This is a genomic window from Niallia sp. Sow4_A1, from assembly GCF_052116745.1.
GTDB classification, from domain to species: Bacteria; Bacillota; Bacilli; order Bacillales; family Cytobacillaceae; genus Niallia; species Niallia hominis.
In genome coordinates this window covers 100,940-125,471 of sequence record NZ_JBQKKM010000008.1, presented here as the reverse complement: position 1 = coordinate 125,471, position 24,532 = coordinate 100,940, and the positions used below count along the sequence as shown (strand labels likewise).

The following is a 24,532-nucleotide window of genomic DNA, read 5'->3' as shown; positions in this document are numbered from 1 at the left end:
AAGTGCCTGAACTATTTCCAGTAAAGAACCAATATCAAATTAATGAAAAAGTGTTAAATTTAATATGGATAGGTGTTTTATATATGTCTCATTTGGCTAGGTCAGTTCAGTTTCCCATCTTTTTATGAATACTCAGACGAACAATTTGGGAGTGAAGATTACATTAGCCTTTGCTCAAACTACCACAAATAAAGATGTACGGGCATATATGTTAAGAGGAAAGGATATTTCCCAAAAGCATTTAAAATTATTCATGGATGCTTTAGTGGATGAAGGAATACAAAGTCCAAATTCATCGGATATAGGAGTTACTGATTCTAAGGTACGTACATTTTCAGATAAATTAATGATGTTCCATATTAGCTTATTAAGTGCTACAGGAGTTGGAAACTACGCATTAGCAGGAGGCGCTAGTCAAAGAAGTGACCTTTTGCTCAATTATGAAAGACTGTCCATGGAAATAGCTCAATATGCAAAAGATGGGGAAGATTTGATGATTGAAAATAGTTGGCTAGAACAGCCACCGCCAACTATTCAAATATAAACTTTCCCTATGGAAAGAGAAGTGTATGTTATGGGACGTAGGTAGTAATAGCGACAAACTTCCTGGAATACTTTAAAAAAAGCCCAAACAATTATATGAATCTTTTGTCGGCATTGCGTATAATTGTTTGGGTCTATCTTAAGCTGTTTTGGTCAATCCTCTAATCTTATGCCTCCAGTTCTGTAGTATTTTTTTTACTGTTCTTTTTTACAGTGTGAGCGCTTTCCTCTAGTATATACATTACCGGTAATTGGGATGTAATATTCGATTCTCCTATATAAACTTCTGTAACATAATAGGCAATGTTGATATCGGAAATTTTTGCTAATTGGCAGTTTTTGCTATTGGTGATACTGATGATGTTGCAGCCTTCTAATTTTAATTGATTTGCAAGATGCAGTGTATGATCCGTTTCACCAGAAACAGATAAGATAATGGCTGTACTGTTTTTTAATTCTTTACTGTTAATCGGATAAAAGGGGTCTTTAATAAAAGTAGAAAATTTTCCTAAGCTGGAAAAGTATCTTGCTCCATACTCTGCTAAAATTCCAGAACTGCCTGTTCCTACGAAAATAACTTTATTTGATTTGATTACCATTTCAGCTGTTTCGTGTATGTACGTTTCGAAGTTCCCTTTCATTGTCCGTTCCAAAAACTCAGAAAGATAGTATTTTGTTGATTTTAAGTTTTCTTGTTCATTTCTATCTAAATATAATTTTAATTTAATCTTAAACTCGGAAAAACCATCACAGTTTAGTTTTCGGCAAAACCTTAAAATACTAGAAGTGGAGACGTGTGTTTCGTCAGATAATTCTCTAATGCGCATGTAAATAACCTTTTCAATATTTTTTGTAACATAGTTATAGAGTAGCATTTCCAAATCATTAAAGGATTGGATCATTTCATTTGTGAACAAATTTTTCCCTCCTACTCTAAAAGATAGTTTTCCTATATTCACCATTTAGTATAAAACAGGTTGTGACTAAAATGTAACAAATTCCTACTGAAGAAAAAAGATACTAAGTGTTTATTTTTTATTGTATTATATTTGAAAGCGTATACAATTTAGAAGGAAGGCGGAATATGATGTTTTGGTTATGAAAAATAGGGAGGGAATAAAATGAAGAAATTGCTATTAGTATGTGCAGCAGGAATGTCCACTAGCTTATTGGTAAATAAAATGAATGATGCGGCAAAGGAGAAAGGGGTAGAGCTAGAAATTTTCGCGTTGCCAGTGTCAGAATGTCAAAAAGTTGCTCATGAAGTAGATGTCGTTTTATTAGGACCACAGGTTCGTTACCAAAAACCACAGGTAGAAGAGATTATAGCTGGAAGAGTACCAGTGGAAGTAATCGATATGAGAGCATATGGCACGATGAATGGAAAGGCAGTATTAGAAAGGGCGTTAGAATTAATAGCTTAATGGATATGCAATTTGCAACTAGATATGCCTGCAAAATAAAACAGTTTCTAACTGTGAATATAATGACATTTATTTGGGGGGAGTTTTACAATGGGTTTTATGGCCGCTTTTGAGAAGTTTGCGGAGAAAACATTAGTGCCAGTTGCAGCAAAATTAAACTCACAAAGGCATATAGTTGCAATCCGTGATGCATTTATTCTATCTTTTCCTATTACACTTGCAGGTTCATTAATTGTCTTACTAAATTTTGCTGTTTTAGCTCCAGATGGCTTTATAGCTAAAATTTTATTTTTGCATAAATTATTTCCCAATTTAGCAGATTTACAATCTGTTTTCTCGCCGGTTCTAAATGGATCAGTTAATATTTTATCCATGTTTATTGTCTTCCTCGTTGCCAGAAATATGGCGATCTCTCTCAAAGCAGATGAATTATTAAGTGGACTTACTGGTCTTTCTGTATTTTTTATTATATACCCACCATATACAAATGTAGATGGGGCAAATTTCTTAACGACTCAATGGGTCGGTGCACAAGGATTATTTGTTGCATTAATTGTAGGGTTGTTAGTTGGAGAACTTTTCAGTAAATTATCTAAATCGAAAAGGCTTCAAATTAATATGCCTGATTCTGTTCCTCCAGCTGTTTCTCGTTCTTTTAAGGTGTTATTCCCAATTATTATTATTACTGTTTTGTTCGCTATTGTAAACGCTTTAATAAATGCTATTTATCCAGATGGCCTGCACGGATTTATTTATGCCGCAATTCAGACACCATTAAAAAGTCTAGGTACAAATATCGTTTCTCTTGTTATATTAGCGATTGTTTCCAACCTTTTATGGGTATTCGGTATTCATGGTCCCAACACGATTGCTGCTATTCGTGAAGCAATGTTTGCAGAGGCGAATTTAGAAAACCTTAACTTTGTTGCGGAGCATGGGACTGCTTGGGGAGCTCCATATCCAGTAACTTGGGCGATTAATGATGCTTTTGCGAACTATGGCGGCTCTGGAATGACACTTGGACTACTAATTGCTATCTTTATTGTTGCGAAAAGACAGGATTACAGAGATATTGGTAAATTATCGATTGCGCCAGGAATATTTAATATTAATGAACCAGTTATTTTTGGTTTGCCAGTAGTATTGAATCCGATTTTAATCGTGCCGTTTATTCTTGTCCCTGCCATTAATATTATTATCGGATATGTTGCCATTGTATCTGGATTAATCCCGCCAATTGCCTATTCTGTGCCGTGGACTACACCAGGACCGTTAATTGCCTTCCTGGGCACAGGCGGAAATTATATCGCGTTATTGCTTGGATTTGTGTGTCTGGCCGTCTCTACTCTTGTCTATTTGCCATTTGTCATAGCAGCAAATAAAGCCAATGCAGTAAGCTATGGAGGACAAAAAAATGATTCGGATGTCTCGGCTTAAAGTGTGAGAAAAAATGAATCAATATACTATCCAGTTTCTATGTGGACAAATAAACTATGTCCGTGCTTTTTTTGAAAATTATCAGGATGCTAAAGTTCAAACAGATGTAGAGATTCTAAATAATATAAAGGCAAACATTCAGGTAGAGTCAGCGTTAAATGTAACGGAAGTACAATCTTACTTAGAGCAAATTTTTCAACAATCTAAATATGGCTGTGCGTTGCATTTTCAAACGATAGTGATAGAAGGGGGAGAGTAATATACTGGAAATGATAGTGGTGTCGAGGTACTCATTTAGTGGGTACCTTTTTTGATGGAAGGGGATTGTTTTTTTCTATTTCTAGATAGGCAGGAAGTATATTTTTATGCTAGAATGTATAGGATAAATACCGAATGGAATATATACTAGGTAAAATCTGCATCTTTCTTTTTATTTCGTATTACATTATAATTATTTTAACTTTAATTTTAAGCAGGGGGAGATTTCAATGGGTGAAGTCTCTTTCTGTTTGTTTGTGATTTTATAAAGAAGCGATTGGTTTTTACTATTAGCACAATTGGTGTATAGTTATTATAGATAATTTTAGAAGGAATAGGGTGTTGAAATAATGAGTGAATATCGAGTATTACTTTATTATAAATATGTACCGATTGAAAATCCGGAAGAGTTAACACAAGAGCATTTAGCTTTTTGTAAAGAGCTTGGATTATTAGGTCGTATTCTTATTTCCCATGAAGGGATTAATGGAACAGTTTCTGGTACGGTAGAGCAAACAGATAAGTATATGGAAGCGATGAGACAGGATCCTCGCTTTAGTGATACTATCTTTAAAATTGATGAAGTGGATGGACATGCTTTTAAGAAAATGCATGTTCGCCATAAAAAAGAATTAGTGAACTTAAGCTTAGAAGATGATGTAGATCCACTTGAATTAACTGGTAAGCACTTAAAACCAACAGAATTCTATGAGCAAATGCAAGATTCAAATACAATCGTAATTGATGCTCGTAACGATTATGAATATGATCTTGGTCATTTTAGAGGTGCTATTAAGCCGGAGATTGAAACATTTAGAGAACTGCCACAATGGATTAAAGAAAATAAAGAGATGCTAGAAGGTAAGAAAATTCTTACTTACTGTACTGGTGGAGTAAGATGTGAGAAGTTCTCTGGCTGGTTAATGAAAGAGGGCTTTGAAGATGTAAGTCAATTAGATGGTGGAATTGTGACTTACGGTAAAGATCCAGAAGTACAAGGCGAGCTTTGGGATGGTCAATGCTATGTGTTCGACCAAAGAATCAGTGTGCCAGTCAATCAAAAAGAGCATGTTATCGTTGGACGTGACTTCTTTACTGGTGAGCCATGCGAGAGATATGTAAACTGTGCAAACCCAGAGTGTAACCGCAAAATGCTTTGCAGTGAAGAAAATGAAGAGAAGTATATGAGAAGCTGTAGCCACGAGTGCCGTACGCATCCAAGAAACTTCTATGTTAAACATCATGGTCTTACTCCAGAACAAGTGGAAGCAAGAGTAAAAGAAATTGCTCAATGGGAAGAAGAAAGTAAAGTAATGTAATAAATAATAGGGGCTGTCCTTAATGGACGGCCTTTTTGTTATTTGGGATTGATTTGGCTGATAAAACGAAACAATGGCTGATAAAGGAGGAGTTTTGGCTGATAAAATGAAACAATGGCTGATAAAGGAGAAGATTTGGCTGATAAAATGAAACAATGGCTGATAAAGGAGAAGATTTGGCTGATAAAATGAAACATTGACTGAAAAAACGAAACTTATGCTGATAATGCAATAGTTTTGGATAATAAAAGCCAAAACTTAGGCTGATATCCCTTTTATTTGCGCGATATCAGCCTTCTTTGGTGTCAAATCTAATGAAATTAGTTTAATATCTTGATTTTTGATGGGGGTGACTGGTTACTATGAATAAATGCTAATAATTGTTCCGCCATATATTCACAAGGATACCAAAATCCCCCTTGAACCACTCCCTAATCATCCCGACAATTGCATTAGCCTGATAACTGATAGGAAGATTTCGGTTGATGTGTGAATCTACTAGTGCATACTCAAAATCTTCTTTATTCACATTCTTTAAAGTCTGATAAATATGCTGTTGGTGATCATATAGGAAGTCAGAAGAAAAAACTAGCTTATAAAACAAGGCATGTCTTTGTACATGTTCAAATATTTTAATTGATTTTGCTGTTAATTGGAGACATTAAAGGTTTCTAGATGTACATATAGAAAGTGATAAGCGCAAATTAAATCAGCAGGAACATCGCAGCTGATGAAGGCTGGACTTCTTACTAAAATATTTTTATTAACTGTTAAGAAAGTAGAAATTTTCTGAAGCCTACACGCCCCTAACCGGGTGCTCTCCGCTTATCTTATTGTCTAGCTCCAGCGAATACCGCCTAGCAAACTTTCAGATCTTCTCCCCACGATAAGTCAACATCGATTCACTAACGCTCATCGTGTTTCCTTTATATCAGTCGAAGTTCTTCCAGTTTGTACGGCGCCTCCGTTTTCTTATAATTCGAAGGTCTCACCTAACTCTAATACTTTCCCTTTAAATCCAAGTTCTTCAAGCTTGTTGACAAATGCTTTTGCGTCTTGTTCAATAACAGGGAATGTATTGTAATGAATAGGAATAATTAGTTTTGCTTGATACCATTCGGCTGCTTGTAGTGCATCTTCAGTTCCCATTGTAAAATGGTCTCCGATTGGTAGGAAAACAACATCTAAATTATGACGATCCCCAATCATTTTCATATCGCCAAATAGTCCAGTGTCTCCAGCGTGATGCAACACTTTTTCCTCTGCTTCAATAATATATCCAGCTGGCATTCCGCCATATAAGATGTTTTTATTTTCTTCATCAATAATCCCTGAGCTGTGGAATGCATGTGTCATTTTCACTTTTGCAAATTCTAAATCCAGTGTTCCTCCGATATTCATCCCAATTGTTTCCACGCCCTTCCATGACATATAGGCAGCTAATTCTGGATTAGCGACAACCGGGGCATTATTTGCTTTAGCGATTGGTGCAGCGTCGAGAATATGATCCATATGAGCATGTGTCAAAAGAACAGCATCTACTTTCATTTCCTCCACTTTAGAAACTGCGGAAGGATTGCCACTAATAAACGGATCAATAACCAATGATTTTCCTTCTGTACTAATTTCAATAGTGGATTGACCATGATACGTAATTTTCATACAAAATCATCTCCTTAATTCCACAAAAATGTGGATTATTGTCCATTTTAGATTAAAACAGAGAGAGGGAAAGTGCCAAATGATATGCTTGTCTGTTGCTTTCATAATATGTCCTCTGCAGTAAGAAGTATTAACACTACTTTATAAGGAAATACATTGTCAAAGGAAAAGATTATCGTTGCTTCGGCTGGCACAAAGCTAGCATTATAAAAGAAATAATCGTGATGGATAGTACCCAAATCCAAGCCATTCGCATATTTCCATTATCGATAGCAACATAAATAGCGGTAGGCAAGGTTTGTGTTTTTCCAGGAATATTCCCTGCAAACATTAAGGTGGCCCCAAATTCTCCTAGCCCTCTGGCAAAGCTAAGGATACTTCCAGAAAGGATAGAGTGGGAAGCAAGTGGAATGGAAATGGATGTGAGTACTTTCCATTCATTTGCCCCATCGACTCGTGCTGCCTCCTCGATTGAGCGATCAATTTGAATAAATCCTGCTTTAGCTGATTGATACATTAAAGGAAAGGATACGATAAATGCAGCAATTACTGCAGCCCACCATGTAAAAATGACAGGCTGATGAAAGATCCATTCGATTACTTTACCGAGGATACTATTTCTACCAAACAGAACGAGTAGTAGGAAACCAGTAACAGTTGGAGGAAGAACGATTGGCAAAAGTAAACAAGTTTCAAGCAATGCCTTTCCCTTAAATTTTTTTCTGGCTAACTTGGCAGCAAGTATTGTGCCACTAACTATGACGACAATAGTGGCAACCAGAGAAACTTGTAAGGATAGGCAGAGGGGGGACCAAAAATTTGACCATTCCTCTTTAGTTAACAATAAATCCATCTTCCTCGAAAACCTTTAAACTAGTTGGTGTTTGCAGATAGTCATAAAACGTTTTTGCTGCCTCGTAATTTTTGCTGTCCTTGATGATGCCAATCGGATAGACAATCGGGGAATGACTTGATTCCTCCGCAGTGGCAACGACTTCTACAGAATCAGATGTCTTTGCATCTGTTCCATAAACAATCCCTGCTGCCACATTGTTTGTTTCAACATATGACAATACTTGACGAACATCTTTTGCGGTAATGATATTCTCCTGTACTTTTTCCCATATGTGAAGAGTTTGAAGCGTCTCTTTCGCATAATTTCCTGCGGGTACTGATTCTGGTATGCCGATGGCGATTTTTTCCTTATCTAATGTTTCAAGATCAGCGAAACGATTAATCGTTACATTAGATTGTTTATTTGTAATCAGAACTAAATTGTTTTTTACTAAGTCGATATGATCGGACTCTTTAATCAGTCCATCGTCAACCAAAAGATCTAGCTTATCCTGTGCAGCTGAGAAAAATAAATCAACCGGTGCTCCTTGAGCAATCTGTTGCTGCAAAGCTCCTGATGAACCAAAGTTAAAGGTTAATGTAATGTCTGGATGTTCCTCCTCGAATTTCTTCTTGATCGTATTTAATGAATCTTGCATGCTTGCTGCTGCAGAGATCGTTAAAGAAAACGTTTCTTTTTTAGAGGAAGAGGTATTTTCTCCATTATTGCTACAAGAGGCTAAAATCAATAAGGCTAATAATAGGAGGAATTTACTGTACTTTTTCATCGTACCTCTCCTTTATTAAAAATATCGCTTAATGATGCCTTTTCTTGTTTACTCAAAATGGATAGTGGCTCTCTACATATTCCTGCATTAATATTATTTTCTGTTAGTACATATTTGATGGCTCGCAGTGTTCCTATTTCTAAGATGGTATGCATGGTTGGCAGTAGTTTAGACAATTGGTCTTCTGCAAGTTTCCATTCATTATTTTTTCCCAATTGAACAATTTGTTGTATTTCTTTTGGAAAAATATTTCCTATTATACTAGTGATTCCGTCATAACCGTTTTGCATATTATCTAAAAGATGAATATCGAATCCAGTTAACACGGAGAAGGAAGGACCAAGCTTATTTTTTACTAGAGGTGCATTGCTAGGATTACCTGCTTCCTTTAAAGCTTGGATTTGCGGGCAGGACTCTACTAAATCGTATAAAGTAGTTAATTCTAAGTTAAATCCAGTACGTGATGGATTATTATAGAGCATAATTGGTAAATCAGTCACAGCACACACTTTTTTCACGTATTCAGCTGCTTCTCTTTGGCTCATTCGTAAATAAGGAGGAAACCCTAGCATAATTCCATCTAGATTTTCTCGTTGGGCAGCTTCCGCCAATCGAATAGCGTCAGATGTTCTTACAGCAGCAACTCCTCCGATAAGAAGGAGCTTTTCTTCTCCAGCTAACCGTGCTTCTCGTAAGAGGGTTATGCGTTCCTCGATGGACATCGAATGCTGCTCTCCTGTTGAACCACTGATAAGCAGTGCAGGAACCTGATTTTTTTTATAGTAATCTATTAAAGAATAAATACCGCTTAATGAGAGATTTTCCTTATCATCAAACGGGGTAACCATTGCAATGCTAAATGGAACAAATGGATTTTGTTTAATCATTCTTCCTCACTCCTTTTAAAATAGATTATACTTAAACTATTCAATAGTAAAAAGAAGGCTGTTTAATAAAAGTCTTTCTATCAATTTATCTTTTTCTCGTTTTGAAATCAATATGAAATGTGAAGGGAGCAGGTTTTTTGTGGTAAAAGTAGCGTTGAATTATGCGATAATGCTGGAACAAGTAAAAAGTAATGGATATAAGGAAGAAGCGATTATACAGGCTTTGGAAAGCAAGGATCTTATTTTTTTTCAAAGCTGTGGTAATGGTTTGCCTGATTGGGAAACACTTTTCTCCTATTATGAAAAAAATAAGACAGGCGTAAAAGCGATTATTGCAGATGAATATGAAATAACCTTTTTAACAAAGGGAACGTTAAAAAGACTTTTATCATTAAAATATCAATTAGTAGAGGGAAGAGACTTTGAGGACCGAGGAGAAGTATTGGGAACAATCACTTTATCGAAGGAATCCTTTCATTCCTTTACATCGATTTTAGCAAAAAATTGGACTTTTGTCGTATTGGAAGAGAATACATACAATGTTATCTTTGATATTAAGTTATCCGTAATCGATTAAATGAAATTAGGACAAGTGGTTGTTATTTTTACGATAAATCTTTCTTTATAATATAGAAGGAGGTAGAAATAGCATATATGAATAGAAAGAGGCTAATGAAGATTAGTCCCTTTTTTTACAACAAAAACAGAACATATGTTCCTTTTGGGAGGCTTGAGTATGAAGGAATGCCGTTCTTTTCAATCAGAGGCTTTTACCGCGTTCTTGCAGGATAATAAATCATTATTAAGCAATCCAATTGTAAAAAGCTTTTTGGAAAAAAAGATAAATTTACTTCTATTAAAAAAGGCGATAGAATTCCCAACAAAGGAAAATAAAGAAAAGCTGGATGAAGCCTTTAAAAAGCATTTTTTTACCATTCGATTTACTGCGTATATTACTTCTTCCATGGAGTATAGCACCATTAATTTTAATAAAAACTTAACAATGTATCAGAAAAGATTTCCGTTAATACTTGCTGAAAGGGAAGCTGGGGGAGAGAAGGACATTACTCTATATGATAAAGAGGCTGAAATAGAAAGGATGGTGGAGAAGGAGGTCTTGCGAGCAAGTGTGGAGGAGTATATTGCAGATAAGATGATTTATTCAGCCATTCTTAGTTTGACCACTTCACAACGAGACATTCTAACCTATGCATATCTATATAAATTAACGGATACAGAAATTGCTCGAACAATTGGTACATCGCAACAATATGTTTCAAAAACACGAAAAGTAGCTTTACAACGAATTCTTTCATTTATGAACGGAAGGAGGAAGGTGGATGGAATTGATAGATATGACTCAATGGATGACAATGATCAGTAACTTTGGTTTTCCCTTAACATTATCATTATTTGTTCTGCTTCGATTAGACAAAAAAATAGATCAGCTTCTGAAGGAATGGAACGAAATGAAACCAAATCAACGAAAGGAAAATGGCAAATGACAGATATGTATACAATCGTAAAAAGAGCAAAAGTAGATCCTGAAATGTTAATGGAATTAATTAAGCTGTTTGAGCCAAAGGTCAATAAACTAATGAATAGGACAAATCCGAATGACAGGACGGATCTTTCACAAGAACTGAAAATCATGCTAATAGAGTCTGCTTATCAATATGATTTAGAAAGTATTCCGGGATTTTGGGAATTTAAAGATAAGTATACAAGCTAATAGTTGCCCTTTAACAGAAAAAATCCGAGTCCAATCTATAATCAACTTGGATAGAAAGGCTCGGATTTTTTAGAAAGATTACACTTTCCGTTTCAATAAACTATTTGTAATGGCATAAAGATGCTGTTTATAATCTCCATCAGGTAATTTATTAAGTTGTTTGATTGCTTTTTCAGTATATTTTTTAGCAAGGAGCTCTGCTTTTTCTACCCCTTTATATTTAGAAATAAGTTCAGAAATCTGTTGCATATCCTCATCAGTCAACGCGTCTTTTTTATCTAAAATAGGAATCAGTTCTTTAGGATTCGCTTGAATTGCATAAATGAGCGGCAAATTATAATGACCTTGTTTAATATCTGCCAACACAGGCTTGCCTAATGTTAAGCTATCTCCTTTATAATCTAGAATATCATCCATAATTTGAAAGGCCATGCCGATATAATGTCCCATATTCCAAGCGTTCATAGCGAGTGGTCGGCTAGCTTCACTTTCTATAGCACCGGAATAGCAGCTTACAGCAAAAAGCTGGGCAGTTTTTCCAGAGATTCTTGTTAAGTAATTTTTAACCGTCACTTTAGATTGATATCGGGCATTTAATTGATCTAATTCTCCGCTTAAAATTTTTTCCATGCTGCGAGCATTAAATTCTAAATGAGATAGAGACGTTGCGTGTTTAGATAAAATCGTAAAACAAACGCAGAATAGATAATCACCTGCATAGATGGCAAACTTATTTCCATTATGAGCATGGATTGTGGGAATATTATGCCGTGTAGGTGATTCATCAATAACGTCATCATGGATTAATGTAGCCATATGCAATGTTTCCAATGCAGCTGCAACTGCTATCGCGCGGTTTTTGTCTTTAGAAGGACCTACTTGTGAACAAAGCAGGGAGTAAGCAGGTCTAAGTAATTTGCCACCTGAATAGATTAAATCTTTAATCGTTTTTTCTACTACTTTGTCACGAACACGAATATTGCTTTCAATTAATTGAAGTACTTTTGACAAGTCATTCTTTAATTCCGGATACGTATCCCACATTTGATGTACACGCATACTCTAACCTCTTTCATTACTAGATTCGTTTATTTCCGATAAATCTCTATAATATTGTAGTTTTTCTACATGTGTGATTAGATAGTTGGCAAGTATTCCTATGGCTATTCCTGATAAGATGCCGATAAAGGATAAAATAGGCAAATATAAAAATACAGTCCATGTTTGTGCAACAAAGCTTGCAACAGCTAATTGACCAATATTATGGAGAATAGCCCCGGTGGTACTTACTCCTATTAAGCTAATTCGTTTGGTGCCAAGCTGCTTTACACTCCACATGCCAATAAAGCTTAACAGAGCCCCGCTTGCACTATACATAAAGGTAGAAAGCGTTCCTCCTAATAGTGTCGCTAAGCAAAGGCGAATCGCAATTACTTTAAATGCATCTCTTGTAGGAAGTGTGTAAAGAGCTAAGCATGTAATAATATTTGCTAATCCAAGCTTTGCTCCAGGTGCAAAGGCAAATGGAAATGGAATAGCCCGTTCTAGTAAGCTTATTATTACAGCTTGTGACGCAAGCAGTGCTATATATACAAGGCGTTGATTTTTCGTCATATTCTCAACTTCCATTCTTGCGGATGTTATTTTTCCTATAAATAAGTTGATTGTAGGTTAAATAAATACTGATACCTATTAATCAGTATAGGACAAAAAAGAATAGAGTGAATTTTGATCTTCCTCTTCATTCAAAGGAATAAACCCTATAGTCAAATAAAGAGCTTGGAGCAAAAAGCAATCAACTAATTTCAAAGCTTAGCTTTTAGACATGATCAAGGAATAAATTCAATTAGCTTCTTTTTTCTCCTTTACTGATTCAGGAGGATTGCTAGAAACATGGAAAATAATGCATTCTCTATGTTTCTAGCATATTATTTCATTACTTATAATCCTTATAAATCGCTCGTTCTTTTCCATACCACCAGTCACCTAATTTTCTTTGAAGGAACGGAATAACCCAATAATCTAATCCAAATGTACGACCAGATCCGTTCATCAAGGCGATTGATGCTGGCAATGCCCAAACTTTATCCCATCCAAGCATTGCAGTTAGTGTAAACATTACTAAGAAAGCAGCACTCGCAGCATTTGCTAACCATGTGAATAAACCAGCTAGAATTGCTAATCCAATTGCTAATTCAATAAAGATCATCATTTTTTGCATAAATAGTGCAACTTCTGGTGTTGGCAGCATGATTTTCATAATCCATTCAAACCAGAATGGCATTTTGCTTAAAATCGGTGTCGCAAAGTCAGTAGAAGTAGCGGCTTCACTCGCACCGCTTGTTGCAGTTTGTAGCCATTCAAACGGCATTTTTACACTAGTAGCTGTTAGCCAAGAATCTTCTCCTAGACCATTGAATAGGTTTGGAACCTTAGACCAGCTAGAGATAGAATCTTTCCATGTAGATTCACCCCAAAGTTTTGCACAAGCTTCTATTATCCAGAAACCTGCAACAAAGACACGTAAAGGTAAACTCCAAAGAACATTTCCATAGCGTGTTAAGAAGTCACGGAATATATTACGTTTATCTTTTGTATGGAAAAACTCATGCATCACATATTGGTACATATAATAGCCGCTTCCGATGCCAAAGAAATAATATAGATTAACCATATGTTTCATGAAGTTTGCAAACCAACCACTTAAATGCATACCACTTAAATTCGCAACACCGTATCTAGCTCCGATTGATACCATTACCCCGTGGTATTTCCCTTTATATGCTTCTTTTTCGCCGCCGCTAATCTCTGCAATGATATTCTTTGCAGCTGTTAGAGCAGTTTGTTCAGCAGCTTCAACAATTTGAGGAGTAGGCTTTCCAGGCTCTTCTTCAAAATATGCTAAGTCACCAACTACATATACATCTTTATAATCTTCTGATTCCATATGAGCATTTACTTTTAAACGTCCTGCTCTTCCTGCAGACATACCATAATCTTTTGTATCAGAATTTGCGCGAACCCCTGCAGTCCAAATAAGCGTATAGGTTGGAAGCTCTTCGCCGGATTTTAAAACAATAGCATCTTCTTTTACTTCAACGATTGGAGAGCTTTTTAGGATCTTAACGCCTTGTTTCACCATATAGCTTTCTGCTTTATCAGCATCTCTGCGCTCAAGCATATTTAATATAGTAGGAGCAGCTTCGACCACATATAAAGTAATATCTTCTGCGTCTAATTTATAGTCTTTCGCCAATCTCTCTTTCCATTCAATAAGTTCCCCAACCATTTCAATTCCTGTGAACCCAGAACCACAGACAGTAAAGGTTAGCATTGCTTTTCTAGTAGCTTCGTCATGAACGTTAGCTGCTTTACGAACGATTTTCTCAATATGCTCTCTTAATCTAACAGCATCTTCCCAAGACCAAAGGGTAAATCCGTTTTCTTGTACTCCAGGTGTGCCAAAATCATTTGGTTCGCCACCCATTCCCAAGATTAAATAATCGAAGGAAAATTGTCCGTGTTCTGTCGTTACTAATTTACTTTGATAATCAACATGTTTAACATTGTCTGTAACTAATTTCACCTTTGTGCGATTAAATAAACGACGTAAATCAAATTGAATAGCATCTGGTTCTACTCTGTGTGCAGCAACCTCATGTAATTCAGTCATCATTGTATGATAGGAATGTCTATCTATAAGTGTAATGGAAACCGAATCATCTTTTTTATACTTTTTAGCAAGCTTTTTTGCGGCATGAACGCCTGCATAACCTGCTCCGATTATGACAATATTTTTTTTGTCCATTCTTCCTATTCACTCCCTTAATTGGTTAATTTCTTTCTTGTGAAGTTTTGAACAATACTAATATAACAATGTGGTTTTTATCTGTCTATGGACTTCATAGAATGTATACATTTAAAAATTACGGTTGTTCACATTTTTGCAACAATTACGAACGAATGATTTTTGTCATAAATTCTCCATATTTTAAAAGGTCACTGATAAACACTATTACGACAATGATTAATCCGGAAATGAGCTGTTTTACAGGGTTTTGTACACTAAAAAGTCGATAGACAGTAAGAGAATGCAATGATAAAATGACGATGTTATAAATGTGAAAAAGTTCACATTTTGAAATAAATGGCGGCTTTTAGGTAATCAACATAAAATAGTAAATAACTATAATGTGATATTCATAGAAGGGAATGGGTTTAATGAAAAAATTAAAAAAGGCGGCGATTTTGTTACTTTCCCTCTTTTTATTAGTAGGCTGTGGCAAGCAAAAGGATACAGACACAGGGGTAACGAGTACCCCCTATAAAAAAACGGAATTCTTAATGGGAACAGTAGTAACCATTAAAATCTTTGATAAAGATAAAGAAGAAGTATTGAACCAAGTATTCGATCGAATAGAGCTGCTTGCAAGTCAAATTACAGTCAATGAAGAAGGATCGATTATTGACGAAATCAATGAAAATGCTGGTTTAAAACCAGTACAGGTACCAGATGATATCTATCGTTTGGTGAAAGCAGGAAAAGATTATAGTGGATACTCAGGAGGCGATTTTGATATCACAATTGGTCCCCTTACTAATTTGTGGCATATCGGATTTCCAGATGAAAAAAAGCCGACTCAAGCAGAGATAGATGAAATCCTCCCTTTTATTAATTATAGAAAGATAGAATTAAATGAAGAGAAGCAAACCGTCTATTTGCCAGAACAAGGAATGATGTTGGACTTAGGAGGAATTGCAAAAGGGTTTATTACAGACGAAGTTGTGAAGGTATTAGAGGATAATGGGGTGAAATCTGCCATTATCGATTTAGGCGGAAACATTTATGTAAAAGGAAAGAATGCATCAGGAAAGCCTTGGGAAGTTGGTGTTCAGGATCCATTTTCAGACAGAGGAGAAATGGTAGGGAAAATGGAAGAAACGGATACATCCATTGTAACATCAGGAATATATGAACGTTATTTGGAAGTTGATGGTGTCAAATATCATCATATTCTTAGCCCTAAAACAGGTTATTCTGTAAATAATGATGTTGCGGGAATAACCATTGTTTCTGATAAGTCGTTTGATGGGGATGGATATTCGACAACGATATTTATAAAAGGAGTAGATGAAGGATTAAAAGCAGTAGAACAAATGGATGGAATGGAAGCTATTTTTGTAACAAAAGATAAGAAGGTTTACTTAACATCGGGACTAAAAGATAAATTTACTTTAACGAATGATAAATTTGAAATAGCGAACTAATAAGGAAGAGGGAGGCGTAAGGCATGTCGATTCGTTCATTTTTAAAGTTAGTAGAAATCCAAACAAAAATAGCTAGTGTTTTTCCGTTTTTCATCGGGATATTATTTGTATTATACCGATACGATGCATTTCATTTGAAAAATACGCTTATATTCTTTAGCTCTATGCTCATCTTTGATTTAACAACAACAGCAATAAATAACTATATGGATTATCGAAAAGCGAAAAGTGATGAATATAGGAAAGAAAAAAACGTGATTGGGCAAGAAGGGATAAAAGAAAGCACGGTTATCGCAACGATACTCACGCTCTTTTTAATGGCAACAGGGTTGGGTATCTGGCTTAGTATCGAGACAGACTTACTTGTACTTTTAATTGGATTTATATGCTTTTGCATTGGAATTTTGTATACCTTTGGGCCAATTCCTTTATCAAGAATGCCTTTAGGAGAAGTGTTTTCTGGAGTTACGATGGGATTTGGTATCGTTTTTCTAACGGTATATGTAAATGCCTTTGATGTTGGAATTGCCGCTTTGACTTGGCAAAAGGAAATGATTTTTCTCCAAGTTAACCTGATAAAAATAATAGAAATCATTATTGTATCTTTACCATGTATGTTTACGATAGCAAACCTTATGCTTGCAAATAATATTTGTGACGTAGAAGAAGATATTAAGAATCATCGCTTTACCTTGCCGTTTTATCTAGGCAAAAAATATTCCTTATGGCTGTATAACGGGCTTTATGTAGGATCTTTTGTTGCTATTTTGATTTCAGTCTTTCTACATTTACTACCAATAATAGCGTTATTAAGCTTAGTTGCTATTTTACCAGTATATAAGCATATGCGGATTTTTAATGAACTCCAAGTTAAATCAAAAACATTTAGTTTAGCTGTGAAAAACTTGATTATTGTTAATGGATTTCTAGTAGTGTCTTTAGCAATGTCTTTCATTATTAGATAAGAAATTTACTGATCACTAAGAGACTTGCACTTTTCTATTTAGGGATAGGGGGGATTAGTTTGGGTGTTGTTTTGGAAGTGGAAGGATTAAGCTTTCGATATGATAAAAAACAGGACAGGAGCAATATATCAGATGTTTCCTTTCAATTAAGAGAAGGGGAATGGACCGCACTTATTGGTCATAATGGAAGTGGTAAATCCACGTTAGCTCATTTGCTTGTTGGATTGCTTCAACCTGATGCAGGACAACTGAAAATAAACGGAACAGTTTTAAGGAAAGAATCAGTATCTTGGGATATCGGCATCGTTTTTCAAAATCCTGAAAATCAGTTCATTGGAACAACGGTAGAGGATGATGTTGCTTTCGGACTGGAAAATATAAATATGCCATATAAACAAATGAGAGAAAGAGTGGATAAGGCATTAGAAGATGTTGGAATGACCGAGTATCGGATGGCAGATCCTTCTCAATTATCAGGTGGTCAAAAACAAAGAGTTGCAATCGCAGGAATGCTTGCATTGCAGCCAAAGGTGCTCATTTTGGATGAAGCTTTTGTTATGTTGGATCCGAGAAGCAGAAAGGAATTAATGGACACAATACGTAAGTTAACAAACAAAGGAATGACAATCCTATCGATTACTCATGATATGGAGGAAGCAGCCCATGCAGATAAAGTTATGGTCATAAAGCAAGGGAAAGTAGCGAAAATAGAAAGTCCTTCCCAGCTATTTTTCACCGATTCATCACTTGAAAAGCCCTTTGCAGAAAAACTAAGAAATGCATTGAAAAATAGAAAGTGTAATGTTCCAGAAAAATATATGACAGAAGCAGAAATGGTGTTATGGATATGCAAATCGAATTAAAGGATGTGTCAGCAAATTATCAGCTCGGACCAATCCGTAAATCCAACGTATTAAATACCGTAAATCTTACAATTGAATCAGGGACTTTTACAGCGCTCATTGGAAGAACTGGTGCTGGGAAATCTAGCTTGTTAAAGATATTAAATGGCTTGCTTCTACCGACAAAAGGCAGTGTACGTATTGGAGAAACAGTCATTAAGCAACCGTATCCTAAAAAGGATATCCGGAACATTCGTAAACAAGTGGGAATGGTCTTTCAATTTCCAGAGTCCCAATTATTTGCTGAAACAGTGGAAAAAGATATTTGCTTCGGGCCCATGAATTTTGGCGTGCCTTTAGAAGAAGCGAAAAAAACTGCTAAAAAGATGATTGAGTTAGTGGGGCTAGAGCCATCCATTTTATCAAAATCCCCGTTTTCCTTATCGGGGGGGCAGAAAAGACGAGTTGCAATTGCAGGGATTTTAGCAATGGAACCTGCTGTGCTTGTTCTAGACGAACCTGGTGCTGGATTAGATCCACAGGGAAAAAAAGAAATTATGTCTCTCATTTCTAGTTGGCATCAACAAGAAGGCTTAACTACCATTTTGGTTACGCATGACATGGAGGATGTAGCTTTATACGCTGATCGTGTTATTTTAATGGATCAAGGAAAAATAATAAAATACGAAAAAACAAAAACGATTTTTACAGATTCAGATTTACTAGAGAGTTGGGGACTTGAATTGCCACAGGCTCGGCGCTATCAAATAAAAATTGAACAGGAAACAGGAATGAAATTACCAAAGATATGCCTAACGTTAGATGAGCTAGCAGATGCTTTGGTTATGGTGGGATTGGTATGAATAAATTAATTTTAGGGAGATATTTTCCTGGAGGATCATGGCTTCATCGGTTAGATGCTCGGGCAAAAATGATTTCAGTCATTTTACTTATAGTGATGCTATTTATAGCAGATAGTTGGCAAGCCTATTTATTTTTATGGCTCATCACATTTTCTATCATGCATTTATCACAAGTTCCATTTCGTACTTATGTACGGGGAGTAAGACCAATGATTTGGCTTATCTTATTCACAGTGGTATTACAAGTGCTATTTACTTCTGGAAGCAACGTATATGTAACTATGGGACCAATTACGATTTCAGAGTACGGCTTAATAAATGGAATTTTTATCTTTAGCCGTTTTGTCATGATGGTATTTTTATCAACGGTCTTAACATTAACAACGAAACCAATCGATTTGACAGATGGGATAAATAAATTATTATCACCATTACGCTTTGTAAAAGTTCCGATTGATGATATAAGCATCATGCTATCTATCTCCTTACGTTTCATTCCTAATTTACTAGATGAAACCCAAAAGGTAATGGATGCCCAAAGAGCAAGAGGTACAGTGTTTGGCGAAGGTTCATTATTTCAGCAAATGAAAACACTAGTGCCAATTTTTCTTCCTTTATTTGTTAGTTCGATAAATAGAGCAGAGGATATGGCTAATATGATGGATGTAAAAGGATATCGATCTGGAATAAAAAGATCTACTTTTCGGAGAATCAACTGGAAAAAACAAGATTCATGGTGTTTATGCAGTGTACTGTTCATTGGAATAATCACATTATTATTAAATTGATTTTTGATTTTGAGTAAGGATTGTCTGTCAACCGATGTCGGTTGATGGGCAGTCCTATTTTATTTTTGGAAAGGGACAGAGTGGGACTTCTGAGCCCGGGGAGTGAGAAAAATAGGAGGAGACGGTAATAGAGAAGCTTTATCTAAGCCCGGGAGCCAGAAAAACAGGAGAAGAAGGTAACAGAGAAGCGCTCTCTGAGTCTGGTAACAAGAAAAACAGGAAGAAAAGGTAACAGAGAGCCGTTCTCTGAGCCCATTAACAAGAAAAACAGGAAGAGAAGGTAACAGAGAAGCGTTCTCTGAGCCCATAAGCAAGAAAAACAGGAAGAGAAGGTAACAGAGAAGCGTTCTCTGAGCCCGTAAACAAGAAAAACAGCAAGGGACCGTAACAGACAGAATTAGCTTCCTCTGCAAAAGACTACCACACAAAATATACAGTCAAATTCCATTAATGGATCACCACCTCATTCCATAAAAATCATCCATGTATATCGAAAAATAACTGGAAATTTACAATCATTTACCATTCTTTAAAATAGATTCAACGATTTATTAACAAAAGAACCATATACTAAATTTGTAAATAGCCCAGATAGATAAAACTTTGAGGTGAAAAAAATGCAGGCTAACAGGAGTATCCATATTTTAAAAGAGATATCAATTGTACAAGCAAATAAACTTACGTCATCAAAAAAAGTTTCCTCTTATCCATTTTTTAAAAGAATGATGGATCTCTTTATAGCAAGTATAGGTATTGTGATTTCACTCCCATTCATTCTATTGTTTGCTATTCTTATTCGAGTAGATTCCCCTGGTTCACCCTTCTATATTCAAAAAAGGGTCGGAAAGAATGGGAAATGCTTTCGTTTAATTAAATTGCGCTCGATGAGAAATGATGCAGAAAAAGATGGCGAAAAATGGGCGGAAGTAAATGATCCAAGAATTACAAAAGTCGGGACATTTATAAGAAAAACGCGAATTGATGAATTACCCCAACTATTTTCTGTATTAAAAGGCGATATGTCCATAATTGGACCAAGACCAGAAAGACCGTCTTTTACAGCGAAATTTAGTGAAGAGATTGATGGGTTTTCCAATAGGCTTCTTGTGAAACCTGGGTTGACAGGTCTTGCACAAGTGAATGGCGGATATGATATTTCGCCAGAGGAAAAGCTCAAGTACGATCTTCAATATATTAATAATGTGACGTTTACTTTAGAGATGATCATTTTGTTAAAAACAATAAAGGTTGTCTTAACAGGAGAAGGTGCTAGGTAATTGGACTCCATTAAAAGCAAAATTAACAGTGGAGCAAAATGGACTAGTATAGCGACGTTAGTCATTACTCTATTACAGATGGGGCAGTTTGTAATACTAGGTAATGCAATGAGTGCAAGGGAATTTGGCATGATAGGCATGTTGACAACCATCATTATTTTTGCACAGATTTTTGTCGAACTGGGACTAGGGGCAGCTGTTATTCAAAAGCATCATGCAACAAATAGACAGTTGTCCACTTTATTTTGGATCAATATTCTTTTGGGGATTTTAATCTGTATTGTTATGCAGGCTGCTAGTCCTATTATTGCAGATTACTTTCAAACAAACGAGCTAGAGGGAAAAATACGCCTGTTATCTATTGTTTTCTTGATTGCTCCAATCGGCCAGCAATCCCAGTATCTAATGCAGCGCGACTTATCCTTTCAGCTATTAGGAAAAATAGAGACGATAGCAACTATTTTAAGCTTTGGGCTCTTAATTGGTTTGATTGTTTTCACGAAAGAAGACCCAATAAATGCGTATGTAATATCGCAGATTTGTCTCTATTCCTTGAAAGGAGTTCTTTTTTTTATTTGTTATCTTCCAAAGTGGAAACCAAGCTTTGTTTTAGATATGAAAGACTGTAAAGAATTCTTTTCTTTTGGGATATATCAGCTTTTATCTCGTCTCGTAAATCGTCTAGGTAGCAATGTAGATATGATTTTAATTGGGAGATATATTGGAATGGAGGCATTAGGAATATATAGCTTAGTCTATCAAATAGTGACCATTCCTGTTCTTAAATTAAATCCAATTATAACAAGAGTTGCATTTCCAGTGTTTTCAAAAGATAAAAATAATAATCAGGCATTAGAAACTGGTTATCTGTACATGACCAAATTATTGGCGCTTGTTTCTTTTCCGCTGCTACTCGGGCTTTATTCTGTTGCAGATATAGTTATTCCTCTATTTTTTGGTAAGCAATGGGGAGAAGCCATTCCAATTTTGCAAATTATGATTATTGTCGGGATCCTAAGAGTCCTTATGAACCCAAATGGCAGCATCATTTTAGCCAAGGGAAAGGCGAATATTTCATTTTATTGGGATTCAGGAGTATTAGTTTGCTACAGTTTAGCATTGCTAGCAGCAGTTCAAAGTGAGCAGCTGGAAATGGTGGCATGGACATATGTAGCTGTAAGCATACTGAATTTTATAGGTGGAAGAATTTTATTAACTAGAATGATTGGCCTTCAACTAAAAAGATATATCAAAGTGTTGCTGTTGCCACTTATTCTTGCAGGAGTAAGTAGTGTGATCGCATTTGTATTGAAAAATCAAATGATTTCGCTCCACAATAATTTGGTTTGGACGCTAATATGGTCTGTGTTGATAAGTGGGATCAGCTACTTCTTGTTATTCCTTGTAACAAAAAAGCTAGAGCTTAGAGGAGAGTATCAATAATCGCAGATAAACCTATAGAAAGAGGGTTACGTATCATGAAGGTATTGTGGATAACCAGTGTTTACCCAAGTGAGGAGAACCCTGGAATTGGAGTGTTTCATGAAACACAGGTAAGAGCACTAACTTCTTTAGGAGTAGAAGTAACGGTTATTAATCCTATTCCCTTAAATACATCCATTATTAGAGTATGGAAGAAAAAGTATCGAAAAAAGAATCTCCCCTATTTAGAAAAGCGGAATGGCGTGAAGGTATACAGACCAGTGTATAGAGCAACTCCGGGTCAACTTCGCTGGTTTCAGCCGGACAAACGGATTGCAAGAAGTATTCTTAACACCTTGAAGAAAGAAAATCTCCATTTCGATTTTATCCATGCTCATTTTGCAATGCCCTCTGGAGGTGCTGCCAGAATAATTGCTGCTGAATGTCAGAAGCCATGGCTTTTAACACTGCATGGAAGTGATGTTCATATTTATCCTTCTTTCAGTCGAAGCGCAGAACGGATTTTTCAAAAAACGGTTAAATCTGCAGATGAAGTAATCGCCGTAGGGAAGCACCTTGCGATAGCAGCAGAGCGAAAAACAGGTAGGGAATGTACCCCGTTGCCAATAGGGATTGATTTAACGACATTCAAGATAACGGACGCCTCGATATGGAAAGCAAAGCGTAAAGGGGAGTTAACATTACCGAAGAGTAAAAAAATCATTCTGTATATTGGACGCCTGGTGAAAGAAAAGGGGATTTTTGAATTAGCAAACGCATTGCCTTTTCTTCCAGCAGAATATGTAGTTGTTTATGTGGGCGATGGACCGGAAAAGAAAAGGCTACAAAGGCAGGAAATGTACAATGAACGATTGTTTTTAGTGGGGCAAATTCCTAATGATAAAGTGCGAGAATATATACTTGCAAGCGATATTTTTATTTTACCGTCCTATTCGGAGGGGGTGCCAACCGTTGTAATAGAGGCGATGGCTTTAAAAATCCCAATTATTTGTACGAATGTAGGTGGGATACCAGATTTATTTGGTAAATATTCTAATCTATTAATCCAACCTAAATCGGTACAAGATATCGTAACAAGAGTAAAAGAGTTAATGGCTAATCCAATTTTCTATGAAGAGGTAATAGAAGAATTATCCAGGCACGTCCATGCAAATTACTCTGTAGTTGATAATGCTAAAAAACTAATAGAGAAATATGAAGGATTAACAAATAAGTCGACAAATTCTACTTATGAAATAAATCACATTTGGGAGGAAGCAAAATGACCAAGGTTCTAGTTACAGGTGGAGCAGGTTTTATTGGATCACATATTGTAGAAGCTCTATTAGAAGAAGGATATGAAGTAGTCGTTATCGATAATTTTTCATCAGGGAAGTTTGATCATATTAAAGATTTGCCTGTTAAAATTTGTCCCTTTGATATAACCGATCCAAGAGTAATCGATGTTATTGTCGACTTACATCCTTCCTTTATTATTCACCAGGCTGCCCAAGTAAGTGTGGCAGAATCGGTTCATGATATATTGCATGATGAAAATGTAAATGTAAAAGGATCTTTGCATGTGATTCAAGCAGCTATTCGTGCCTCTGTGGAGAAAATATTATTTGCTTCCTCTGCAGCTGTATACGGAAACCCTATGGCGCTTCCTGTTACGATAGATCATCCAACCTTACCAGAATCACCTTACGGATTGACTAAATTAACTGTCGAAAAATATCTAAAGCTAGCACATAAATTTTATGGCTTATCCTATGGGATTCTAAGATATAGCAATGTTTTTGGACCAAGGCAGGATGGCAAAGGAGAAGGCGGAGTTATTTCTATTTTTGCTGATCGTATTCTTGAAAATGAGACCCCGATCATTTACGGTTCTGGAGAACAGACTCGAGACTTTATCTTTGTAAAAGATGTAGCATATGCAAATGTACTGGCATTAAAGCAACAAGAAAATGTTTGTTTAAATATTTCCTCAAATAATCGAATTTCTATCAATCAGCTTTGGGAAAAGATGGGGAAAATTAGCGGTTTTTCCTTTAATCCAATATATAAAGCAGAAAGAGCTGGAGATATTTTACATAGCGTTCTTTGTAATGAGGAGACAATGGCACAATTGGAATGGATGCCTCGAACCAATTTAGAAAATGGATTGAGAGAAACCCTTTTCTCATCAAAAAAAGTTTTACAAAAGTAAGCGTAGAATAG

General features: G+C 35.9%; 26 protein-coding genes and 1 pseudogene. 18 read left to right on the top strand and 9 right to left on the bottom strand.

Features of this window, described 5'->3' with window-relative positions; all coding sequences use genetic code 11:
• Positions 1-121: 121 nt before the first annotated feature.
• Positions 122-544 (top strand): annotated as a pseudogene (locus ACTQ5K_RS06870) (DUF3231 family protein); the annotation flags it as partial.
• A gap of 166 nt (positions 545-710) precedes the next feature.
• On the opposite strand, the gene ACTQ5K_RS06865 reads toward ACTQ5K_RS06870, so the two are convergent.
• Positions 711-1,460, bottom strand: a complete 750-nt coding sequence (locus ACTQ5K_RS06865; protein ID WP_109768646.1) for a MurR/RpiR family transcriptional regulator — start codon at positions 1,458-1,460, stop codon at positions 711-713.
• A 204-nt stretch (positions 1,461-1,664) separates the two neighbouring features.
• Here ACTQ5K_RS06865 and ACTQ5K_RS06860 point away from each other — a divergent pair, with 204 nt between their 5' ends.
• The 4 genes from ACTQ5K_RS06860 to trhO all read left to right on the top strand — a co-directional run bounded on the left by ACTQ5K_RS06860 (position 1,665) and on the right by trhO (position 4,981).
• Entirely contained in the window at positions 1,665-1,967 is a 303-nt protein-coding gene (locus ACTQ5K_RS06860) for a PTS sugar transporter subunit IIB (RefSeq protein ID WP_109768645.1), read from the top strand.
• Positions 1,968-2,057: 90 nt separating this feature from the next.
• On the top strand, positions 2,058-3,404 hold the full coding sequence (locus ACTQ5K_RS06855) for a PTS sugar transporter subunit IIC (protein WP_441993796.1): 1,347 nt from the start codon (positions 2,058-2,060) through the stop codon (positions 3,402-3,404).
• 13 nt (positions 3,405-3,417) lie between these two features.
• Positions 3,418-3,663 (top strand): hypothetical protein, encoded by a 246-nt coding sequence (locus tag ACTQ5K_RS06850; RefSeq protein ID WP_031535058.1) that lies wholly within the window; start codon positions 3,418-3,420, stop codon positions 3,661-3,663.
• A gap of 346 nt (positions 3,664-4,009) precedes the next feature.
• Positions 4,010-4,981 (top strand): oxygen-dependent tRNA uridine(34) hydroxylase TrhO, encoded by a 972-nt coding sequence (gene trhO / locus ACTQ5K_RS06845; RefSeq protein WP_109767885.1) that lies wholly within the window; start codon positions 4,010-4,012, stop codon positions 4,979-4,981.
• Between the two features lie 373 nt (positions 4,982-5,354).
• Here the strand turns inward: trhO and ACTQ5K_RS06840 are convergent, their stop codons facing one another.
• The 5 genes from ACTQ5K_RS06840 to ACTQ5K_RS06820 all read right to left on the bottom strand — a co-directional run bounded on the left by ACTQ5K_RS06840 (position 5,355) and on the right by ACTQ5K_RS06820 (position 9,152).
• Positions 5,355-5,612 carry a TetR-like C-terminal domain-containing protein gene (locus ACTQ5K_RS06840; RefSeq protein WP_353964064.1) on the bottom strand — a complete coding sequence of 86 codons (258 nt, stop codon included), beginning with the start codon at positions 5,610-5,612 and terminating at the stop codon, positions 5,355-5,357.
• A 341-nt stretch (positions 5,613-5,953) separates the two neighbouring features.
• Positions 5,954-6,643, bottom strand: coding sequence for a metal-dependent hydrolase (locus ACTQ5K_RS06835; protein WP_031535055.1), 690 nt, complete (start codon positions 6,641-6,643; stop codon positions 5,954-5,956).
• 172 nt (positions 6,644-6,815) lie between these two features.
• Entirely contained in the window at positions 6,816-7,496 is a 681-nt protein-coding gene (gene modB / locus ACTQ5K_RS06830) for a molybdate ABC transporter permease subunit (protein ID WP_031535053.1), read from the bottom strand.
• The gene (gene modA, locus ACTQ5K_RS06825) at positions 7,477-8,265 is read right to left on the bottom strand and encodes a molybdate ABC transporter substrate-binding protein (RefSeq protein ID WP_031535050.1); all 789 of its coding nucleotides are present in this window, start codon (positions 8,263-8,265) and stop codon (positions 7,477-7,479) included. Before modA ends, modB begins: the two co-directional genes overlap by 20 nt.
• Positions 8,262-9,152 carry a dihydrodipicolinate synthase family protein gene (locus ACTQ5K_RS06820; protein ID WP_031535048.1) on the bottom strand — a complete coding sequence of 297 codons (891 nt, stop codon included), beginning with the start codon at positions 9,150-9,152 and terminating at the stop codon, positions 8,262-8,264. Before ACTQ5K_RS06820 ends, modA begins: the two co-directional genes overlap by 4 nt.
• Before the next feature lie 139 nt (positions 9,153-9,291).
• Between ACTQ5K_RS06820 and ACTQ5K_RS06815 the strand changes: the two genes are divergently transcribed.
• The 4 genes from ACTQ5K_RS06815 to ACTQ5K_RS06800 all read left to right on the top strand — a co-directional run bounded on the left by ACTQ5K_RS06815 (position 9,292) and on the right by ACTQ5K_RS06800 (position 10,884).
• Positions 9,292-9,729: a hypothetical protein gene (locus ACTQ5K_RS06815; RefSeq protein ID WP_031535045.1), complete on the top strand. Its 438-nt coding sequence runs from the start codon at positions 9,292-9,294 to the stop codon at positions 9,727-9,729.
• A gap of 159 nt (positions 9,730-9,888) precedes the next feature.
• The gene (locus tag ACTQ5K_RS06810) at positions 9,889-10,536 is read left to right on the top strand and encodes a sigma factor-like helix-turn-helix DNA-binding protein (RefSeq protein ID WP_031535044.1); all 648 of its coding nucleotides are present in this window, start codon (positions 9,889-9,891) and stop codon (positions 10,534-10,536) included.
• On the top strand, positions 10,493-10,657 hold the full coding sequence (locus tag ACTQ5K_RS06805; protein ID WP_081836540.1) for a YvrJ family protein: 165 nt from the start codon (positions 10,493-10,495) through the stop codon (positions 10,655-10,657). Before ACTQ5K_RS06810 ends, ACTQ5K_RS06805 begins: the two co-directional genes overlap by 44 nt.
• Positions 10,654-10,884, top strand: a complete 231-nt coding sequence (locus ACTQ5K_RS06800) for a hypothetical protein (RefSeq protein ID WP_031535042.1) — start codon at positions 10,654-10,656, stop codon at positions 10,882-10,884. Before ACTQ5K_RS06805 ends, ACTQ5K_RS06800 begins: the two co-directional genes overlap by 4 nt.
• Before the next feature lie 78 nt (positions 10,885-10,962).
• Here the strand turns inward: ACTQ5K_RS06800 and ACTQ5K_RS06795 are convergent, their stop codons facing one another.
• From ACTQ5K_RS06795 to ACTQ5K_RS06785, 3 genes are all read right to left on the bottom strand, one after another.
• Positions 10,963-11,943, bottom strand: a complete 981-nt coding sequence (locus tag ACTQ5K_RS06795; protein WP_031535040.1) for a polyprenyl synthetase family protein — start codon at positions 11,941-11,943, stop codon at positions 10,963-10,965.
• A gap of 3 nt (positions 11,944-11,946) precedes the next feature.
• Entirely contained in the window at positions 11,947-12,498 is a 552-nt protein-coding gene (locus tag ACTQ5K_RS06790) for a Gx transporter family protein (RefSeq protein WP_031535038.1), read from the bottom strand.
• A 322-nt stretch (positions 12,499-12,820) separates the two neighbouring features.
• A complete protein-coding gene (locus tag ACTQ5K_RS06785; RefSeq protein WP_031535036.1) occupies positions 12,821-14,692 on the bottom strand; it encodes an FAD-dependent oxidoreductase in 1,872 nt (623 codons plus the stop codon).
• A 413-nt stretch (positions 14,693-15,105) separates the two neighbouring features.
• Here ACTQ5K_RS06785 and ACTQ5K_RS06780 point away from each other — a divergent pair, with 413 nt between their 5' ends.
• The 9 genes from ACTQ5K_RS06780 to ACTQ5K_RS06740 all read left to right on the top strand — a co-directional run bounded on the left by ACTQ5K_RS06780 (position 15,106) and on the right by ACTQ5K_RS06740 (position 24,521).
• Positions 15,106-16,152: an FAD:protein FMN transferase gene (locus ACTQ5K_RS06780; RefSeq protein WP_031535034.1), complete on the top strand. Its 1,047-nt coding sequence runs from the start codon at positions 15,106-15,108 to the stop codon at positions 16,150-16,152.
• A gap of 23 nt (positions 16,153-16,175) precedes the next feature.
• Positions 16,176-17,117 carry a 1,4-dihydroxy-2-naphthoate polyprenyltransferase gene (gene menA, locus ACTQ5K_RS06775; protein ID WP_109767887.1) on the top strand — a complete coding sequence of 314 codons (942 nt, stop codon included), beginning with the start codon at positions 16,176-16,178 and terminating at the stop codon, positions 17,115-17,117.
• A gap of 59 nt (positions 17,118-17,176) precedes the next feature.
• A complete protein-coding gene (locus ACTQ5K_RS06770) occupies positions 17,177-17,980 on the top strand; it encodes an energy-coupling factor transporter ATPase (protein WP_035415984.1) in 804 nt (267 codons plus the stop codon).
• Positions 17,965-18,822: an energy-coupling factor transporter ATPase gene (locus ACTQ5K_RS06765; RefSeq protein WP_031535028.1), complete on the top strand. Its 858-nt coding sequence runs from the start codon at positions 17,965-17,967 to the stop codon at positions 18,820-18,822. Before ACTQ5K_RS06770 ends, ACTQ5K_RS06765 begins: the two co-directional genes overlap by 16 nt.
• Positions 18,819-19,610 carry an energy-coupling factor transporter transmembrane component T family protein gene (locus ACTQ5K_RS06760; RefSeq protein WP_109767888.1) on the top strand — a complete coding sequence of 264 codons (792 nt, stop codon included), beginning with the start codon at positions 18,819-18,821 and terminating at the stop codon, positions 19,608-19,610. The genes ACTQ5K_RS06765 and ACTQ5K_RS06760 overlap by 4 nt, the downstream gene beginning before the upstream one ends.
• A 617-nt stretch (positions 19,611-20,227) precedes the next feature.
• Positions 20,228-20,887, top strand: a complete 660-nt coding sequence (locus ACTQ5K_RS06755; protein ID WP_031535024.1) for a sugar transferase — start codon at positions 20,228-20,230, stop codon at positions 20,885-20,887.
• On the top strand, positions 20,888-22,330 hold the full coding sequence (gene tuaB / locus ACTQ5K_RS06750) for a teichuronic acid biosynthesis protein TuaB (protein WP_441993795.1): 1,443 nt from the start codon (positions 20,888-20,890) through the stop codon (positions 22,328-22,330).
• A 35-nt stretch (positions 22,331-22,365) separates the two neighbouring features.
• Entirely contained in the window at positions 22,366-23,595 is a 1,230-nt protein-coding gene (gene tuaC / locus ACTQ5K_RS06745) for a teichuronic acid biosynthesis protein TuaC (protein ID WP_109767889.1), read from the top strand.
• Complete coding sequence (locus tag ACTQ5K_RS06740; RefSeq protein WP_441993794.1) at positions 23,592-24,521, top strand: NAD-dependent epimerase/dehydratase family protein; 930 nt, start codon at positions 23,592-23,594, stop codon at positions 24,519-24,521. Before tuaC ends, ACTQ5K_RS06740 begins: the two co-directional genes overlap by 4 nt.
• The last annotated feature ends 11 nt before the right edge of the window (positions 24,522-24,532 follow it).